Raw genomic sequence first — 19539 nt, 5'->3', positions numbered from 1 at the left:
TTGCAATTTCGACTGGCTGGTCAAAAAGGCTCGGATGCTACCGCATCTCGCCCTCTTAACCAACATTACTCAAAATTGCACTTCATCCTTGAATCCGCCACCTATAAAAAGCAATATAAGTAACCCCAGCGTAAGTGGCACAAGCAAAAATAACACTTCTGAAATCACGATTCCGTTAGTTATAAATTTAAGTGCTTTCTGCATTTTGGTAAACTCTTACAGTTAATAAGCGGCCCCTTAGGCCAGTATATTTTTTAAAGAAACGAATAGCCAATCCAGTCATATCAATCTGCTATATTGATACTTCACGCACTGTTTGCTTATGGATATTTGAAAAACTTTAGATACCATATCGTCAATTTGAAATCCGAATGTTTTCTTTTTCAAATAGCATGAAATTAACCGCCTAAGCTGGCACATTCATTCCCCGCATTACTGCTGGCCGCGCTGAAATTTCATCAAACCACCTTTTCACTGCTGGATAATCAGCCAAATCCATCCCTTGCCACTCGTATCGGGATATCCAGGGGTAAGTCGCCATATCGGCTATAGAATAATCATCCGCCAGATAAGCATGTTCACTTAAATGCCTGTCCAGCGTGCCATACAACCGTTTCACCTCTTTGGAATAACGCTCAATCGCGTAGTCAGGTGCAAAACGGCGAAAATGATGCAATTGACCGCACATCGGGCCGATTCCACCCATCTGGAACATCAGCCATTGCAACACTTCATAACGCGCACGTGACTGTACTGGCAGGAAGCGCCCTGCTTTTTCCGCCAGATAGACCAGGATTGCGCCTGATTCAAATAACGAAATAGCGTTACCGTCCGGTCCCTCGGAATCAATAATGGCTGGAATTTTGCTGTTCGGGCTAATCGCTACCAAATCTGGTGCAAACTGTTCATCTTTGGTGATATCGATAGGGTGCACCCGATAAGGCAATCCCACTTCTTCCAGCATGATGGAAATTTTGCGGCCATTGGGGGTGCCCCAGGTATAGAGATCAATCATTTGCTTCCTCCTCGTTCTCGCCACCTAACCAGGCTTTAATAGCATCGAGGCGTGCAACATAGACTCGTTCTTTGATCAGCCTCGGTTCGCTGCACTGCTTAGCCACGGCACCGGCATCTACGCTTGATGCCGCTTCCAGTGCTTGGCGTAAATGCCCAGCTTGCTCATAGGTTTTTTCAGCATAACCCAGCCTGCCGCAGTAATCACATTCACAAGCCAGTAAAAAGGATTCAAAGCGCTCCCGCTGACGCAGAGCATCAGCTGATTGAAGCAACTTTAACAAAGTTGAAGCGCGCAATTCCAGAGCATGATGCGCGTCCCCATGAAACTGTGCCGTGGTCAGTGCCAGTTCGCGACAATCATTGGGCACACGCAAACGCTGAGATAGTTCACTGACCAGCCCGACACTTCGTGCTTCGTGACCGATGTGCCTTGGCCATTCTTCCTGTGGCGTGGTGCCCTTGCCTAAATCATGGGTCAGCGCCGCAAAGCGCACCGGCAGTGAGTAATTTTTGGATGCTGCATAATCCAGTACCAGCATGACATGCACGCCGGTATCTATTTCTGGATGATATTTTTCGGGTTGGGGTACGCCAAACAGGCGGTCTATTTCTGGCATGAGTCTTGCCAGTGCACCGCAACTGCGCAACGTTTCAAACATGCGCGAAGGGGTTTTTTCCATCATGCCGCGGGCTAGTTCCTGCCATACCCGTTCCGGTACCAACGCATCCACTTCCCCGTTTTGCACCATCTGCCGCATCAGCTCAGTGGTTTCTTCTGCTACTGTAAAATCTGCGAACCTCGCCGAAAATCGCGCTATTCTCAATATTCTGACGGGATCTTCTGCGAATGCTTCACTTACATGGCGTAATTTTTTGGCTTGTATATCGGCAAGTCCGCCAAAGAAGTCATACAGCTTTCCTTGATCATCTTTTGCGATAGCATTGATGGTGAGGTCGCGCCGAGCCAGATCTTCTTCTAACGTGACATCAGCAGAAGCGTGAATCTGAAAACCTTTGTAGCCGCGAGCAGTTTTACGCTCAGTACGAGCTAACGCATATTCTTCTTGCGTCTCAGGATGCAGAAAAACCGGGAAATCCTTACCAACAGGACGAAACCCCAGCTTGACCATTTCTTCCGGTGTGCTGCCAACGACTACAAAGTCACGATCTTTTACTTGCAGCCCCAACAATTCATCACGTACGGCACCACCTACGGTATAAATTTGCATCGATATTCACCAGGGCATAGTTAGGGGGCATCCGGAAACATCTGTTTTTCCCCTCCACCTTGATGGGGGAGGGCTAGGGAGAGGGTGGTAATGCCTTGAAATTTAACCCCTCTCCCCAACCCTCTCCCACAAGGGGAGAGGGAGTTGCAGCATTTCTGGACGAGAACTAGTTAGTGCATCAAAAATCAGCGGCCAGCTTTATTCCGGAATGCCATATAGCGGCCTCGCGGTGTTACATCAGCCAGATAACCAGGCACAACCGCCTCTAGCGCTGTCGGTTTTACTCCCAGTGACACCAAGGCTTCCGACTTGCACACATTTTCCACTTGCATAGCGTAGTAGTCATCACGCGTCATTAGTTTTTTGCCCGGCATTAACTCAAGAGCCCATGCCTGCAGATAAGAAAACTGCTCGCCAAGTCGAATAATTTTTCGTTGAATACCCAATGTTTTTGCAACAAATTCCACTAACTGTTGCAAGGTATATTCTTTTGTCCCGCATAGATCATAGGTCTGGCCAAAGGTGGCGGAATTATTCAGACTATTGACGAAAGCCTGCGCAACATCTTCAACGAATACAGGCTGAAATTTTGCATCCGGATTTGCAAGAGGCAATACAGGGAAGCTTTTCACCAGACCCGCAAACAGATTCAAGAAGCTATCGCCACGACCAAAAATAACCGATGGTCTGAAAATGGTCGTTGCCAGTCCTGCGCCATGTACAAACTTTGGCCCATTGAGATACCAGTTTTCGTTCTCTTGATTTACCACGCTTGACTCTTGCACAATGACCTGACCAATTCCCTTGGAGCGCTGATAAGCGCTACGGGAAACAGGGTCGGCACCTAATGCGCTCATATGCAGCATACGCTTTACGCCTTTTTCGGCGCAGGCATGCACGACCTTGCGAGGCAGTTCAATGTGCGTTTCATGGAAACTGCCACGACGTGCGCTAGGTTTATCATTTCGGCCTGGGGTTTCCTCATGCAAAATCCCCACCAGATTGATAACCGCATCCATGCCTTCAAAATACTGACTCAATTCGATCGGATCAAAAATATTGGCTTCAACCACGTCTACAGTGGGCAGCACAATCAAGTGTTTAGCGCGCTCACGGCGGCGGGTCAACACACGGACATTGAACCCTTTTTCAGCCAACTGATGAACTACGTGGCTTCCTACGAAACCACTGCCACCCAAAACGCATATATTCTTGATATTCATGAGATTCCCTACAAGGTACGAGGCAAAACCTCAGATTCTAACGGTGACTGCCGCCTATTACCAGAGGCTTATGCAAATAAGAAGCATTCTGCTTAATCCCCTTCACCTTGTTCTGGGTCGCTGCCATTGGATTTACCCGGAATAGTCCCCATCCGTTGCTTTAAAGTAATCAGCTTCTGGCCAAATCGATTTGAATAGTACATGGCATTACTCATGACTTTTTTCACATAATCGCGGGTTTCGTTAAACGGGATGGATTCCGCATAAATTGCCCCTTCCATCGCCTTGTTATCACGCCAGCGCTTTGCCCGGCTCGGGCCGGCATTGTAACCAGCCGTTGCGAGCACAGGTGATCCATCCAGGCTATCCATCACATATTTGAGGTAGTAAGTACCAAACGAAATATTTGTATCGAGTTCATTGACCAAATGGCCTCTAAAATCTTTAATACCCAACCGGTTTGCAATCCATTTGGCCGTTGCCGGCATAATTTGCATCATCCCTGAAGCACCTACGCTGGACTGAGCCAGGCGCACAAACCGGCTTTCCTGACGAATCAATCCATACACCCATGCTTCATCCAGCCCCCATTGGTTCGCGTACACCTGCATCACATCACGATGAGGGGCCAGATAGCGTAAACTGAAATCATGGAGCTGCACCGTTTTGTCGGCCGTATTGATTGCACGGTCATACCATTCATTGCGTCTTGCCAACTCTGCAGCAGCCAGTAATTGCTTATCATCAAAATTGCGTATTGCCCATGCCCATTCGCGGTTTGCGTCTGTACGCAAATCCAGCTGATAAAGCACCAACGCACGACGTAATCCCGGCACGTTCTTTATTGCCTTGAGCTCGTCTTCACTGGCTTTATAACTTTCAGTAGGATTACCGACCACCACACCTAACTCTTCATTGGCAAGCTGTCCGTAAAAATGCGTTTCTTTGGAAAGAGGAGCATAAATGGCATTGGCTTGCACAACCTTCCCTTGCGCGCTCAGCGCCCTGGCTTTCCAGTAGCGCCATACCGCATTGCGCTGCTCCACTACCGACATTGCCTGAATACTCTCCAGCACTTCCGGCCAATTCTGTGCACGCAGGGCAGCCCGTACTTTCCAGCCCAGCTGACTATCATTTAAAGAGGCATTATCAACCTGCTTGAACCAGTTTAAAGCAACGGGGTCATGAACGCGTGCCGCGTAAAAAGCCATTTTCCCCCAAACGTAAGCCTGTTCAGCTGCGCTAAAATGTTCGCGAATTTTTTCCCAGTCAGTTTGCGCCTGGACAAGTTGAGTACGGGCAATGCGATATATGGCAAACATTGCCAATTCACGATCAGTCCGCGACTTGTAATTCAGCGTGTTTTTCTCAAGAAATTGATGGGGGTTATCGACGATTCGATCCAGCGTTCGCGCATCTGGCGCTTGTCCCGCTGGTAAATATTGAATAACCGCCTTCGCCACACCCACGTTACCCGCCTCAAGTGCCAGACGAATACGTATCCACACATCCTCACTTGTCAGCAACCCTTCTGCCATCAAAGCATCAAAAACTGGCGAACAACTTGTGGGTAAATCCGAACCATCAAACCAGATCGGTTTTGCTTCCTGCAAAACGACTTTATTGCCCAGACTTAGCCGCGCTTGATAGGCATAGCATGTCACATCTTTGTCTGCATTCAGCAATGCCGGGAATTCACTGAGAAAAAAATTCCATTGCTGAGCTTTCCCTAATCGCACTAACCAGTCTTTACGTAAACGGTCAGCCAATGGCGAATCTTCATAGCGTGTCGTAAAATTTCTGATCTCGGCTGGCGTGGCTTCTGCCATGTGCGACTGCAATTGCCAATAGGCAATATAAGGCTGCAATACGTAGCCATCCAGCTGCTGAGCATATTCATTGAAACGGTCAATTTTACCGGAACGATACGCATCACGCGCTGCGATAAACGTCTCTTCCTGAGATGCGGCAAATGCATTTCCCGCCTGTGACAATATCAGTCCCATTAATAAAACAACGAAACTTATACCATTCCACACATCAGCGTGCAGCAATTGCACACTCGTTTTCCGATTCACTCTCGACTCGCTTTGGATAATCTGATACTTTTTAGTCATTGCTGCTACTATTAAATTGCTTTTCCATGATAATAAAAGGATAGCACACTATGCCCTATATCAGTCTGAATCCGGCCACCAACAAAATATTAAAAACTTATACCAGCTGGGACACTCACCGTTTAGCCGAGTCGCTGGAAAAATCACGACTCACCCAGGAAGTATGGCGCCAAAGCAGCTTTGAACAGCGTGCAACGCTGATGCATCGTGCTGCAAATCTGCTGCTGGAAAAGCGTGATGAATTAGCCCTGTTGATTACCCAGGAAATGGGAAAACCCATCAAGGAAGCACGCAGTGAAGTTGAAAAATGCGCAGTCGGTTGCGAATACTATGCGATACATGCAGCTCACTTTCTGCAAGACGAACCCATTGAATCCGATGCGGGAGAGAGTTATGTCTCTTACCCTCCCTTGGGTACCGTGCTGGCTATCATGCCGTGGAATTTTCCTTTATGGCAGGTTTTCCGCTTTGCCGCCCCAGCCCTCATGGCGGGCAATGCAGGTGTACTCAAACACGCATCCAATGTGCCGCAGTGCGCACTGGCTATTGAAAATATTTTCCGTGAAAGCGGCTTCCCCGATGGCTTGTTCACTACACTCATGATCGACGTTGATCTGGTAAATGACGTGATCGCCAGCCACTCGGTACACGCGGTTACTCTCACCGGGTCAGAACCCGCCGGCCGTAAAGTCGCTGCCGCAGCAGGCTTGCACCTGAAAAAATGTGTTCTGGAATTAGGGGGCTCTGATGCGTTCGTTGTATTGCATGACGCAGATATCGAATACGCCAGCCAGGTTGCTGCCGCCTCACGCTTCCTGAATTGTGGGCAATCCTGCATTGCTGCCAAACGCTTTATTCTGGTGCCTGAAATTGCGGATGAATTTGTTGCTCTGTTCAAACAAAAAGTATCCGCATTGAAAACTGGCGACCCAATGGACGAATCAACCCAGGTTGGCCCCATGGCCAGACTGGATTTACGCGATGAAATGCATCGCCAGATAACCGATTCCATCGCACAAGGTGCTGAACCTGTCATTGGTTGCAAACCACTTGAAGGCGATGGCGCTTTCTATGCCCCATCCATTCTGGACCATGTCACAGCCAAAACCCGCGCCTACCATGAAGAACTATTCGGCCCCGCCGCCATTATCATCCGCGCACAAGATGAAATGGATGCACTACACATCGCCAACGACACCAAATTCGGATTAGGCAGCAGTTTATGGAGCAAGGACACCACAAGGGCTGAAAAACTCTCCAGAGAGCTACATGCTGGCTGTACTTTTATAAACGGCATGGTTAAGTCAGATCCACGTCTGCCATTTGGCGGCATCAAAGCCTCGGGATTTGGGCGGGAATTGTCATACCACGGGATACGGGAATTTGTGAATGCGAAGACGGTGTGGATTAAATAACAAGATTGCTGTCGGAGGCAGTTTCGAGAATTTATTGTAAAATCGCAAAAATGGAACAAATAGGTATTTGGTTCGCCAAGCAATTTGACAATGGGCTTACCTTGGCGGGGGGAGCCATTGCACTTTGCTTGGTTTCTTCTGGCATTGCCGGCGCCGTAACAGCAGTGAATGGTAATATCTGGATTAGCATGTCATTGCTCTCCCTCTTTCTTTCACTCCTTGGCGCATTGCTCCTGTTAGCACTTAAAACTGATCACACACTAAAATTAGGTAATAAAGAAAAGAGGGAACGGTGGGGCAAGCTTCCATTCATTTTCAAATCCAGTTTAATTTTCCTTGTTATCGGACCTTTCTTTGCGCAAATTTCCATTTGGATATTGCCCGAAAATGCGAATATATTTCCTTCCGTTGGACTAAGTGCAAGCATCTCATGCATCTTACTCGCAATAGGAATACAAAAGCACAAGCCACCGCTACCTACAAAAGGCACAGAAAAAATTACTTTTGAATTATTGCCCGAGCAATATCTTAAAAATCTTCGGTTAATCGTCTGGCCGCTATACTTCACAGGCTTGATGATGGCTCTCACATGCCTTTTATATTTCGTTCGTTGAAAAATTTCCTTTACAGACACTTGAGTGAAACTGGCAATTGCTGATCGAATCACCTATGCACTTTTGGGCTCCCTGTTCGGGTCCCTCATTGGCGTTGCTTGTTGGTGGCTCTATGGACTTGCTCACTCTTTAAACTACTCAGGCCCGGGAATGGGTCCCGTATTACGCCATTGGGTAACCGGGGGGGTATAGTTTTCGTGTTCTTATTTCGAGAACGCGTGTCTGACATATTCGGCGACACTATCAATGCTATATTCCACTTTGAAGGCAATCACCCAACTGATGAGCGGCATAGCCCAATTGTTGCAATAGTATTCATAGCGATCATTTTCGCCGCCATTTGGTTTACCGTGCCATCGTGACACTCCAGTGTGAAGACGTGTCAAACAAACCAGACTCAACCCAACTCGCAAAATATCCATGCAATGCGCTCTTAAATATTGAAAACCACAGCATATTACACAAGCTGGAAAAGCCTATTATGTTTTTTAAACTATTGAATAACAATTCATTGCATAAAATAAAATATAAGTTAAATTAATATATGATTTATAACAATATAATATATAATATTCGTTGCATATTTCGTTTCATATTTTAGCTTCCATGACAAAGATCAATACTGACACCCTGACTAAAACCCTTCGTACTAACCCGCGCACAGGAAGCGCTGAGTTGTGCGCGAAGCTTGGCGGCATTAGCCGGGCCACCTTGACCCGCGCCTTAAAGGGGCTCGGCCCTTCGGTCATTAGCGGTGGAGGGTCTCGTCGCACACGGTACGCCCTGCGTCGGCCGCTCCGCGGTAATACTGCTCCCATTCCGCTTTATCGTATTGACGAAAACGGGCAAGGGCATGAGATCGGACTCTTGTCCCTTACTTATCCGGAAGGTTCCTGCCTGACAAATCAAGAAAGCCTCCCTTGGCCGCTGGACAAGGATATGAGGGATGGCTGGTTTGAAGGATTACCGTACCCTGTATTGGACATGCGCCCGCAAGGCTTTCTTGGGAGAAATTTCGCTAAAATCCACGCTGTCGATCTTAGCGTTCCGGACAGCCCGGACAATTGGTCAGATGATGATGTTATTCACACCCTGTCGTTGATGGGCCACGACCAACCCGGTGACCTTATTCTCGGAGAAGCAGCCTACAGACGCTTTCTTGAGCACGTTCGCAGAGGCGATGCACGCTTTCTTTCCAACGCTCAGGCGGAAGAAAACTATCCCCGGTTAGCGGATATCGCTATGACACATGGTGATGCCGGTTCGTCAGCCGGCGGCGAGTTTCCAAAGTTCACTTCCAGCCGACTCTTAAACCAGCGGAAGGTTGATGTCATCGTAAAATTTTCGGGGGCAGACAACTCTGCCGCAGTTCGACGCTGGTCAGATCTGCTTATTTGCGAACACTTGGCGGCATCGATCATGGCCAATGCGCTTCAGGTGTCTATTTCAGAGTCCACTATTTGCCAATACGCCGGCCGAACATTCCTGGAGGTTGTGCGGTTTGACCGCCACGGTGATTTCGGGCGGTCGCCTGTATGTACCATTGGCAGCCTCAATGCAGCTCTGGTGGGCGGGAGCGTGGATTGGCCAAAAACCGTGCAAGCCTTTATGGACAAAGGCTGGCTATCCGGCGAGGACGTCACACGCGTCACGCTTATCTGGTGGTTCGGCAGATTGATCGGCAACACCGATATGCACGAAGGCAACATCGCCTTTCGCCCGGGTTTGACGCTAGCGCCGACCTATGACATGTTGCCAATGATGTATGCCCCTGCTAGCGGTGGTGAAGTGCCAGTAAAACTCTACTCACCAGCGCTTCCTTTGCCGGCAGAGTCAAGCATATGGAGACAATCTGCCAGAGCAGCCGTTCAATTCTGGGATACTTGTTCCGAGGATAGGCGCATTAGCCCGAACTTCCGCAGGATTTGCGAAGATAACAGCAAAATTTTAGCTCATTTTCTCGCACGATAACAACGCAGTACCCAGCTTGCATTACATTAAAATCCACCCGCAGGTGCCACAGAATCGACCATACACCGTTTCGGTGCACATCCAGAGCCATCTTTCCCGGTTGAGTGTAGGCCATTCAGCCCTTAAGAAACGGTCTCTTTCATTTTTTGATTCAATACAGATTACTTTTTGATTTCTTTAATCTTGGCACCAATTTCATACAATTTGCTACCAATGATTTCAGAACAGCGTCGTACCTGAATAATGGCATGCAGCGGCACCACCGGTCCTTTTTGTGGAGGCAGCACTTGCACCTCAAGCACTTGACCATAACGAGGCACATAATCAGATTCAATCAGAATGCCATCCACACTCAGATCCTTACAAATCCCATAATGGGATTCACGCGCCCCTAAAACCTTGATCTTGACTTTGCAATTCAACGGTACACGCAAGGCTGCCCGATTTTCATGGTTTCTCAAGCAAAAACCCTCGCACAATCTATCAACTTACTAACCCAAAAACAATTTATACGCGGGGTTGTTGCTTTCATCCCAGTAATGGTATCCAAGCTCGTCCAGAAATGCCTTAAATTTAGGTTTTTCTTTCGGCAGCACCTGCACGCCCACCAGCACTCGGCCATAATCCGTTCCGTGATTGCGATAATGGAACAAGCTGATATTCCAGTTGTGGCTCATGCTATCCAGAAATTTCATCAACGCACCGGGACGCTCCGGGAATTCGAATCGATAAAGTATTTCGTTCTTAGCCAATGGCGCATGACCACCAACCAGATGCCGAATATGCAACTTCGCCATTTCATTTTCAGAGAGATCTATCGCGCCTAATCCTTTTTGCTTAAGTGCCGCAACCAGCTTATCTACTTCATTGCGGTTTTGTACTTGCACGCCAACAAATACATGCGCCTGTTTTGCATCCGAATAGCGATAATTAAATTCAGTGATATTACGCGGCCCAAGCATGGCGCAGAACTTTTTAAAACTGCCCGGCGTTTCAGGAATGGTAACGGCAAACACGCCTTCACGCTGCTCGCCCAGTTCAGACCGCTCAGCCACATGGCGCAGCCGGTCAAAATTCATGTTCGCACCTGAAGCGATCGTCACCAGCGTTTTATCTTTTAACTTTTCACGCTTGGCATAGGCCTTCGCACCTGCAATGCTGAGCGCTCCTGCAGGTTCCAGAATAGAGCGCGTATCTTCGAATACGTCCTTAATCGCGGCACATATCGCATCGGTGTCCACCAGGATGATTTCGTCTACAAATTCACGGCACAGACGGAAGGTTTCTTCCCCTACCTGTTTGACTGCCACGCCATCCGCAAAAATCCCCACTTGCGGCAAAACAACCCGCTCTTTCTTTTTCAGGGAGCGGTACATGGCATCCGCATCGCACGGTTCCACACCGATAATTTTAATCTCAGGGCGCAATCTTTTAACATAAGCGGCAATACCAGCGATCAAGCCCCCTCCGCCCACCGGAACAAAAATTGCGTGGATCGGTTTAGAATGTTGGCGCAGAATTTCCATTCCGACCGTGCCTTGGCCAGCAATCACTGCCGGGTCATCATAGGGATGCACAAAGGTCGCTTTTGTTTTGCGTTCCAGCTCTAGTGCATGAGCATAGGCGTCCGTGTAGGAGTCACCACACAACACTACGTTGGCCCCCCGATTTTTTACTGCATCCACTTTAATTTGAGGCGTGGTGGCAGGCATCACGATAGTCGCTTCGCATCCCAAGCGCTGCGCTGCAAGCGCCACGCCCTGGGCATGATTGCCAGCAGAAGCGGTAATCACCCCCCGTTTTAAGGCAGCGCGCGAAAGTTGCGCCATTTTGTTATATGCGCCACGCAGTTTGAATGAAAAAACCGGCTGCATGTCTTCTCGTTTCAACAACAAACGGTTATTGATTCTTCGGGACAAATTCGGTGCCAATTCCAGAGGACTCTCAACAGCTACGTCATAGACCTGGGCAGTCAGTATTTTTTCGAGATAATCGTTTTTGAATTGCTTGGAGTTCATTTGTTTAGGTTCAATAACTTAAATATAATCTGATTAAGGAAAATCTTTGCACTACTGGCCATTGCATTAAAAATACAAAAAACGAAACATATCCGCTTTTCCCTGTAATGATAAATTTACAGATAAGCAGTTGTTTTGTCAGTTACTCCCGCTTTCGTGGCAAGCAATTTTTTCCTTTTAATTGGATAACAAGACTATCAGGATTTCATAGGAATTTGTTAAAAATTCCAGTTGGCGCTATTCTTTACTGTTTTAACAATGCATTTCAGGACAAATAACAAGATGACGCAAGATGAATTAAAACAAGCTGTGGCACGTGCCGCAATCGAACATATACCGGCTGGTATTATTGGTGTGGGCACTGGCTCAACCGCTAATTTTTTTATTGATGAACTCGCAAAAATCAAACACAAGATTGATGGTGCAGTTGCCAGTTCAGAAGCCACCGCCCAACGCCTGAAAAGCCATGGGATACAGGTCATCGACCTGAACAGTGCAGGTGAATTGGAAGTCTACGTAGATGGTGCAGACGAAATTACCCAGCACTTGCACATGATCAAAGGCGGCGGGGGTGCATTAACCCGTGAGAAAATCGTGGCCGCTTGCAGCAAAAAATTTGTCTGTATCGCCGACTCCACCAAACTGGTTGACGTGCTGGGTAAATTTCCTTTGCCTGTAGAAGTAATCCCGATGGCACGCGGCCATGTTGCACGCGAACTGGTAAAACTGGGTGGACAACCTACACTAAGAGAAGGCTTTACTACAGATAACGGCAATATCATTCTGGACGTGCATAATCTCACGATTCTCAATCCTGTAGAACTTGAGGCCAAGATCAACCAGATTGTCGGTGTTGTTACCAATGGCCTTTTTGCCATGCGCGGCGCAGATGTATTGCTGCTAGGCTCTTCAGACGGTGTAAAAACTTTCACTGCGTAGCAAATTGTCATAAAAAAGGGGTAAACTATAGAAAATGGCCGTTTTTTGTTACGGTTATGAGTTGTAAGGAGACAACGTCATGCAAGAACATATATTTAAACAATTTGACGCAGATCTCGAGGCGGTACGCTCCCAGGTATTGAAAATGGGTGGCTTGGTAGAAGAGCAGATCATTCATGCGATTGATGCCTTAGCCACTGGCAATACCGAGCTTGCTGATCAGGTGATCGCTAACGACCATCGGGTGAATGCGCTTGAAGTTGCGATCGACGAAGATTGCAGCCACATTATTGCCCGCCGTCAACCGACTGCCGGTGATCTCCGTATCGTCATGATGATTGTAAAAACCATCACAGATCTGGAACGGATTGGCGATGAAGCGGCAAAAATTGCCCGGATGACCAAGCTGATTTATTCAAAAGATGCCGTTTCTGCACCAAGATTCCTGGAAATTAAACACATGGGGAATCTGGTACTGGAAATGCTGCGAAAATCGCTGGATGCTTTCGCACGTCTTGAAGTTTCAAGTGCAGGTCAAATTGCGCGCCAAGACATACAGGTCGATGAGGAATTCAGGCTGGTTTTACGCCACCTCATTACATTTATGATGGAAGACCCCCGTACTATCTCTGTTGCCATTGATATTCTGTTTGCTGCCAAAGCCATTGAGCGTATGGGTGACCATGCCAAGAATATGTCAGAATATGTTGTCTATATGGTGAAAGGGAAGGATGTCCGTCATACCACGCCCGAAGAAATCGAACGCGAAGTGCTGGGTTAAAACAGTTGGCCTCCTTGAATGCCATTAAGCACATCAACGAGGCCAACTTTTACAACTACAGAGGTTAGCCCTCTACAGTCTACTTAGTCGGTACAAATCCAGCTACTGAATCCGCGCCTTGACCGAAGAAATAAGCTTCAAGTTGTTCAGCCAGATATTTACGCGCCTTGATATCAGCCAGATTCAAACGATTTTCATTGATCAGCATGGTCTGATGCTTGATCCACTGTCCCCAGGCTTCTTTAGACACATTATCAAAAATACGTTTCCCCAACTCACCAGGAACCGGCTGAAATCCCAGTCCTTCCGCCTCTCTGCCAAGCTTGATGCAATTTACCATTCTAGTCATATCTATACTCCGTCAATCTTAAACACTTGAACAATTTCAAAACACCAGTAATACTTTGAATACACCACTGTTATTTTTACCAATTAAACCTGTTGGATACCTGCTACGAGCCATCCTTCATTTGATTGCGCCGGCGTTCTCTGTACATGCCAGATCTCGTCGAACGGATTTGCTTTACCATCAGCATCTTCCCTGATCAATCCGGAGAAACGAACACTAGCGATAGCTGAATCACCCTCAGTGACCACGTCCAATACTTCCGCATTCAAAGTCACCACTTCAGTGCGTTGCTTGGCTTCACCCATTTCCTGTACTTGCAGGCTGATCTCGGCAAACATTTCTGGAGTGGTGTAATTGCGGATATCTTTTAAATCCCTGTCATCATAGGCTGCTTGCAACCTGATAAAATGAGACTTCGCGCTTCTCACAAAAGGCTCTGCTTCAAACCATGATGGAAAAGCCGGGGCAACAGCAGCCATCTGACCAGCTGAGCTACCTGTTTCATAGGTATTGGCTGGCATCATTACCTGCCCTGCATTCCCTGCACCCGCATATTGCATCGGCTGAGAAGCCGCCTGTTTTTTCCGCATAGCGCTGAAAATAAAGAAGATCGCTGCTGCAATCCCTAAAAACAACAGAATATCCATTGGCTTGATGCCATCAAAACCATGCCCCATAAACAGAGAGGCCAGCAAACCACCTGCTGCGAGGCCGGCCAAAGGACCTAACCAGCGGATGCCGCCAGGCGCGGCAGCTGGTGCAGTAGCTGGAGTTGGCGCAGGACGAGGCGCGGCTTGCTGGGAAATTCCGCTACGTTGCTTGCCGATACTTCCCCCACCACCAAAACGTTTTGCATTCGCCTCACCAACCACAAGAACCAAACCTAGAAATAAAGTTAGCGCCAGCGCTAAAACTTTTTGCATGTAAACCTCTCTAATAAACCAGAATAATCGGTCGATTTTAACATCAACCCTGCACAATGTCCCATCAGACATTCATTAGTAAAATATTGGCTGAAAAAGTTCCTGTTTAGCGGCTTCCCTGGATAAAACAGATTTAACCGCTGAGTCGCAAAGGAGAAAAAGAGGTTTCAAGATGTTACGTAAATTTATTTTTCACTATAACAGTAAATCGGCGAACGACCATGTTCTTGATTTCTCAGCGCCTCTGCGGGTTAAGGTGAAAAACCCGCATCAAGGCATGCCCGCAAGGATAGCCGGATGATCTCCACGGGGTTTATCCAGGTGATACCCTTGCACCATATCTACGCCTAACCGCTTCAACATTTCGAGTGTTTCTGCATTCTCAACAAATTCCGCTACTGTCTTCTTGCCTAAACCTCGCGCCACATCCACGATAGATTTCACAAACACCTGATTATCCCGATCATTGGGCAAATCGCGAATGAACAGGCCATCAATTTTCAATACGTCTGCTTTCAGATGCTTCAGGTAAGCAAACGAGGAAAATCCTGTGCCAAAGTCATCAAGGCAGGTATGGCAGCCTGTCTGCCGCAACGCCTCAATAAATCGTTCTGCATCCTGCAGATCCGAAATGGCAGATGTTTCGGTCAATTCCACCCACAACCGGCTCGACCTTACATTAAATATACTGAGTTGCTCAGCAATGTAATGAGGAAGGGTTGGCTCATCAAAGGAACGGCCTGAAATATTGACCGCGAGAGAAGGAATGGATGCTGACTTTGAAAGTAACTTGATACTTTCACGCAAGACCCAGCGATCAATGTCCAGTATTTTTCCGCTCTTTTCCGCAAAGGGAATAAAATGCCCTGGCATGACCAGCCTGGATTCATCTTGCTCATCCACCATCCGCACCAGTACCTCCAAATGCGAGAGTTCACCTGTATCGGTTAAATACACCCCCTGAAAATGCAGCCTCAGCAGATTGTTTTCGAAAGCGCGACCAATGCGATCATTCCAGGAAAGCCGACTCACCATCTCGCGGGAATCATCCAGGTCTGGACGATAGCTACGCCAGGCATTTTTCCCTGATTCTTTGGCCTGATACATGGCAGCATCGGCATGAGCGACCAATTCCTCTGCTGCCACAGCATGTTTAGGATAATGCGCAATCCCCAAGCTGGTGGTTAACCGTAAATTCTGCCCTTCAAACCGGAACGGAATTTGCGAGATAGCACGGACAATCCGCTCTGCCAATGTTTCAGCTTCTTTTTCAGTAGCGTCTGGCATGAGCAGAGCAAACTCATCTCCACCCAGACGGCTCAATATTTCGTTACGACGAACCAACGCCCCCACTTCGCCGGCTACACGTATCAACATGGCATCGCCAGCCCGATGACCAAAGGTATCGTTAACGTATTTGAACTCATCCAGATCAAAAAACAGCAGTGCCCCATGGCTTTCATGACGATCAGAATCTGCAAGCAACCGTGACAACTCATCCTGGAATCGACGTCGATTAAATAATCCGGTGAGAGAATCCCGTTCTGCGAGATAAATTAATTGTTCAGCAGTTTGGCGCTCACGGGTGACATCTTCATAAATCCACAAACGTCCGATAAACCGCCCTTCGTTGTCACGCACCGGATAAGATAATTGCGTGATGACACGGCCATCAGCCATGACAATTTCGAAGCTATCGGACACTTCATGGGCTTCCAGAGCGCTCAAAACGTGCTTGGAAAAATTATCGGGACGGGCCAGTATATTCCCGGAATGCTTCAGCACATCTTCTGCCGACTTGCCCGCAAGAGTAGTTTCCTCTGAAATCATCCATATACGCATAAATGCAGGGTTGTAATACTTAACCTTGCTATCTGCGTTTACAAACAGGATACCCATATTCATAGCACCAAGAAGCGCAACCAGCCTGGCTCGCTCCTCCTCCGTACTCAGCAGGTAAAGACGTCGACCTTCATCTGCCCGCCTGAGATCAGCCAAGGCATCGACCAAGGCAAGTTCAGCTTGCTTGCGACCAGAGATATCCAGCATGCTGGCACGAATACCCTTGTTTTCGCGGTTAGCACCATAAATTGACTGCCAAAACACTACCACCCATATAATGCTTCCGTCTTTACAGCGCAACTGGAATTCAAAATTTTTCCCTTCCCCACCTTGCAGCGCCATCTTGAATGAATGCAAAACATTCTCAGCATCGGATTCTGCAACAAGGTTGACGGGGAAATTCGTCATCTCCATGCATTCCTGTGGCGTATAGCCTGTGATGCGCTCAACAGAAGGATTCGACCAGATCAGCTGACCATTTGGGTCGATCCAGCTTTCCCAACCGTAAGTAAAATCAGCGATAGCATGAAATTTAGCCTCATTTTCAGTTAATGCTGCAATTCGACCACGGATGGTCTCAGACATCAGATTAAACGTTTGGGTGAGCTGACCAATTTCATCAGCCGACTTCACGGGCAAAACCATATTAAAATCGCCCATGGCCACAGCCTCTGTTGCTCTTGTCAGAATGCCCAAATGACGTGTCAACCAAAAACCAAGCCCGGCAAGCAGCACAAAAGACAGAAAAATCTCTATCGCTGCGATCAACAGACTTTGCTGCAGCAAGTGTGATTGTGCATCATGAAGAAACTTGCTGGACAAACCATAAGAAAGCGTTCCATAAGTCTGTCCAGCAAGTTTGATGGGGACTGCAAGATCAAAACGATCATCCCTTTCCTTGTTCACTTCAAGACTATGACTCGGGACAGGGAGAACACGATTTGCTTCCCACCCGGCAGAAGCCACAATTTGACCGGATCGATCCTTTAATACCATGTAAACAACCCCTTGATCCCGCCGTACATCTTCAAGGAATTCATTAAGTGTTGCATAATCACGCTGCGCCAAGGGCGCCCCCAAGGCCCCGTTAAAAAGAATATTCAGTTCTTCAGAACGTTGACGAGTTTGATTAACCAGGCTTTCCTGAGTAAGACGTAAGCTGTTTGTCACCAGCAATGTCAACATGACCGCCTCAACAACAATACTCGCCAGTAGCAGTTTGGTCCTGAGGGAGAACGACCGTTTTACACTCATGGGCGTTTAAACATCCCGCTTAACTCTTTAGCGTAGGGGTCAAGGGTTTTCATCTCATCCAAAGTAATTTCGCGCAAACCAATATAGCCCGTTGATTCAAGAAACAGAGCGCCTTCAGGTATTGCATTCGTCAATTTTAGCAATGCAGCCTTGAATTGTGGCACCTGAGCAGCAATTCTGGGATTGGCCATCCAAATCAAACTACTCGGTAACTCGGGTAGATTGGCAAAGACCTGAATACTATCCTTGATACTGTCGGGCATTTGCTTCATACCCGTTGGTGCCATCACTGCCAGCACACTCTGATGGTTTTGAACTGAATACGCAGCACTATTCAAACTAGGAGTTTCCACCAATTTAAAATCGCTACCCGCATGCATGCCTTGCTCACCCAGCCAATACAGCGCCTGACTCACTACCATGGCATGTCTGTCTGGAATTGCAAGCGATTGGCCACGTAAATCATTGATCGACTTCAAGGGGCGATCTTTTGAAGTAATCAAAATTGCACGGTTTGCAGAACGATAGGCTGCCAAGGGAATATATTTCGCATCAATTTGTGCCAGTCTCGCAAAATGAGGGGCTGTCACCACAGCATCGTATTCACCGGCTACCGTACTCAAATGAAATGTACGAAAATCTGTCGCTGTTACCAATTCTACTGGCTGTTGCAGTTCGCGTTCAAGATAAGCGCGCAAGGGTTGGTAATTGGTAAGCAGCACCCGCGCGCTTAACACCGGAAGCAAACCGATTCTCAACACATGGGTTTCAGCCAAAGCCAGGCTTGGTACGAGCAGGGCAAACAACACCAAAAGCCGATGCACAGAAAAACATTTCCACAAACCGCTATTTTTCATTTATCCCCTTTAATTTGGTTCACTGAGCTATGCAAATATTCAGTACCACATGAAATCACATAAAACTGTAATCCACTCCAATTTTTCTTTTTTGCGATAACCTAGCATGCCGCTATTGTTTTGAAGACGCCTTAGCCATAGCCTCTTTTAACAATACGCCATAAGGCTCATAGGTTCGTAGCTCTGCCAGATCTATTGGTGCCAGCCCCCCATAACCAAGGCGTTTCATTAACGCTATACCCTCGGGAACATCTCGCGCATATTCAAGAATCGCCTGACTCAATGCTTCAATCTTTTCGCGCGGCAAATCCGGGCTTCCAAGATAAATAATGCCAGGTACTGCACCGCGTTCCCAAGTCTGGATAATTTTCACACTATCTTGAGTCGCTGCCGGTAACTGAATTAAAGCACGGTCAGACACAATAGCTGCAGCCACATCACCGGCAATAACCAGATTAATTGCCGCGCCGTGGTTCTGCATGTTTTTAATGGTCACATCTTGCCCTGATTCCAAACCCGCCTCACGCAACATTTGCATGCCTTGCATCGAAACTACCGCCAACGCATCTGACATGCCAATCGTTTTGCCACGCAGCTCTTTCAAGCTAGCGATATTTTGATTTTTACTGACAACCAGCACTGGTCGCGTATAAATTACAGGGCGCAACAGGGGAATATACCCATACTCTGACCAAGCCAGATAAGCTGAATTAGCCACTGTAATAATCAGGGGGTATTCGTGCTTGCCTGTCCGTTCATTAAAACTTTTATAATCAGGTGCCGTCACAAAAGTAACAGGCATTTTCAAACGTTGTTCCAGATAAGCACGCATCGGCGCGTAATTTTGCGCCAAGGTTTTCACAGGAAGGAACGGAGCAATGCCTATTTCGATACTGGGCTTTTTATCAGCGCTCCATGCTGGACAGGCACTACCCAACACGATCACCAACGTGAACATCCTGATCAGGATCGATTTAAACATACCCTCTC

The 19539-nt window shown here is 47.6% G+C and carries 17 protein-coding genes; 5 read left to right on the top strand and 12 right to left on the bottom strand.

Annotation, left to right across the window (positions count from 1 at the left end):
* Positions 1-406 precede the first annotated feature (406 nt).
* From EDC63_RS12240 to EDC63_RS12225, 4 genes are all read right to left on the bottom strand, one after another.
* The gene (locus tag EDC63_RS12240) at positions 407-1015 is read right to left on the bottom strand and encodes a glutathione S-transferase N-terminal domain-containing protein (protein WP_124945518.1); all 609 of its coding nucleotides are present in this window, start codon (positions 1013-1015) and stop codon (positions 407-409) included.
* Positions 1008-2246 (bottom strand): multifunctional CCA addition/repair protein, encoded by a 1239-nt coding sequence (locus EDC63_RS12235; protein WP_124945517.1) that lies wholly within the window; start codon positions 2244-2246, stop codon positions 1008-1010. The genes EDC63_RS12240 and EDC63_RS12235 overlap by 8 nt, the downstream gene beginning before the upstream one ends.
* A gap of 185 nt (positions 2247-2431) precedes the next feature.
* Positions 2432-3469, bottom strand: a complete 1038-nt coding sequence (locus EDC63_RS12230; RefSeq protein WP_124945516.1) for a complex I NDUFA9 subunit family protein — start codon at positions 3467-3469, stop codon at positions 2432-2434.
* A 92-nt stretch (positions 3470-3561) separates the two neighbouring features.
* Positions 3562-5586 (bottom strand): transglycosylase SLT domain-containing protein, encoded by a 2025-nt coding sequence (locus EDC63_RS12225; protein ID WP_124945515.1) that lies wholly within the window; start codon positions 5584-5586, stop codon positions 3562-3564.
* Positions 5587-5636: 50 nt separating this feature from the next.
* Between EDC63_RS12225 and EDC63_RS12220 the strand changes: the two genes are divergently transcribed.
* Both EDC63_RS12220 and EDC63_RS12215 read left to right on the top strand, forming a co-directional pair.
* Positions 5637-7001 carry an NAD-dependent succinate-semialdehyde dehydrogenase gene (locus EDC63_RS12220; RefSeq protein ID WP_124945514.1) on the top strand — a complete coding sequence of 455 codons (1365 nt, stop codon included), beginning with the start codon at positions 5637-5639 and terminating at the stop codon, positions 6999-7001.
* A 50-nt stretch (positions 7002-7051) separates the two neighbouring features.
* On the top strand, positions 7052-7615 hold the full coding sequence (locus EDC63_RS12215) for a hypothetical protein (protein WP_124945513.1): 564 nt from the start codon (positions 7052-7054) through the stop codon (positions 7613-7615).
* A gap of 203 nt (positions 7616-7818) precedes the next feature.
* Here EDC63_RS12215 and EDC63_RS12210 read toward each other — a convergent pair whose 3' ends face one another.
* Positions 7819-8037, bottom strand: a complete 219-nt coding sequence (locus tag EDC63_RS12210; protein WP_124945512.1) for a hypothetical protein — start codon at positions 8035-8037, stop codon at positions 7819-7821.
* A 184-nt stretch (positions 8038-8221) separates the two neighbouring features.
* Here EDC63_RS12210 and yjjJ point away from each other — a divergent pair, with 184 nt between their 5' ends.
* Positions 8222-9586: a type II toxin-antitoxin system HipA family toxin YjjJ gene (yjjJ, locus tag EDC63_RS12205; RefSeq protein WP_124945511.1), complete on the top strand. Its 1365-nt coding sequence runs from the start codon at positions 8222-8224 to the stop codon at positions 9584-9586.
* A 161-nt stretch (positions 9587-9747) separates the two neighbouring features.
* Here yjjJ and EDC63_RS12200 read toward each other — a convergent pair whose 3' ends face one another.
* Positions 9748-10047 (bottom strand): PilZ domain-containing protein, encoded by a 300-nt coding sequence (locus EDC63_RS12200; RefSeq protein ID WP_165922994.1) that lies wholly within the window; start codon positions 10045-10047, stop codon positions 9748-9750.
* Between the two features lie 30 nt (positions 10048-10077).
* On the bottom strand, positions 10078-11604 hold the full coding sequence (gene ilvA / locus EDC63_RS12195) for a threonine ammonia-lyase, biosynthetic (RefSeq protein WP_124945509.1): 1527 nt from the start codon (positions 11602-11604) through the stop codon (positions 10078-10080).
* Between the two features lie 282 nt (positions 11605-11886).
* Between ilvA and rpiA the strand changes: the two genes are divergently transcribed.
* The gene (rpiA, locus tag EDC63_RS12190; protein ID WP_124945508.1) at positions 11887-12543 is read left to right on the top strand and encodes a ribose-5-phosphate isomerase RpiA; all 657 of its coding nucleotides are present in this window, start codon (positions 11887-11889) and stop codon (positions 12541-12543) included.
* A gap of 79 nt (positions 12544-12622) precedes the next feature.
* Positions 12623-13324, top strand: a complete 702-nt coding sequence (gene phoU, locus EDC63_RS12185; RefSeq protein ID WP_124945507.1) for a phosphate signaling complex protein PhoU — start codon at positions 12623-12625, stop codon at positions 13322-13324.
* A 79-nt stretch (positions 13325-13403) separates the two neighbouring features.
* Here the strand turns inward: phoU and EDC63_RS12180 are convergent, their stop codons facing one another.
* From EDC63_RS12180 to EDC63_RS12160, 5 genes are all read right to left on the bottom strand, one after another.
* Positions 13404-13673, bottom strand: a complete 270-nt coding sequence (locus tag EDC63_RS12180; RefSeq protein WP_124945506.1) for an oxidative damage protection protein — start codon at positions 13671-13673, stop codon at positions 13404-13406.
* Between the two features lie 83 nt (positions 13674-13756).
* Positions 13757-14596: a Tim44 domain-containing protein gene (locus EDC63_RS12175; protein WP_124945505.1), complete on the bottom strand. Its 840-nt coding sequence runs from the start codon at positions 14594-14596 to the stop codon at positions 13757-13759.
* A gap of 270 nt (positions 14597-14866) precedes the next feature.
* Positions 14867-17692, bottom strand: a complete 2826-nt coding sequence (locus tag EDC63_RS12170; protein WP_124945504.1) for an EAL domain-containing protein — start codon at positions 17690-17692, stop codon at positions 14867-14869.
* The gene (locus EDC63_RS12165) at positions 17689-18549 is read right to left on the bottom strand and encodes a phosphate/phosphite/phosphonate ABC transporter substrate-binding protein (RefSeq protein WP_124945503.1); all 861 of its coding nucleotides are present in this window, start codon (positions 18547-18549) and stop codon (positions 17689-17691) included. The genes EDC63_RS12170 and EDC63_RS12165 overlap by 4 nt, the downstream gene beginning before the upstream one ends.
* A gap of 112 nt (positions 18550-18661) precedes the next feature.
* On the bottom strand, positions 18662-19531 hold the full coding sequence (locus EDC63_RS12160) for a phosphate/phosphite/phosphonate ABC transporter substrate-binding protein (protein ID WP_124945502.1): 870 nt from the start codon (positions 19529-19531) through the stop codon (positions 18662-18664).
* Positions 19532-19539 lie beyond the last annotated feature (8 nt).

Source organism: Sulfurirhabdus autotrophica, from assembly GCF_004346685.1.
Lineage (GTDB): Bacteria > Pseudomonadota > Gammaproteobacteria > Burkholderiales > SMCO01 > Sulfurirhabdus > Sulfurirhabdus autotrophica.
Note: the sequence above shows the minus strand (reverse complement) of the source record. Positions and strands in the feature narration are given on the sequence as shown.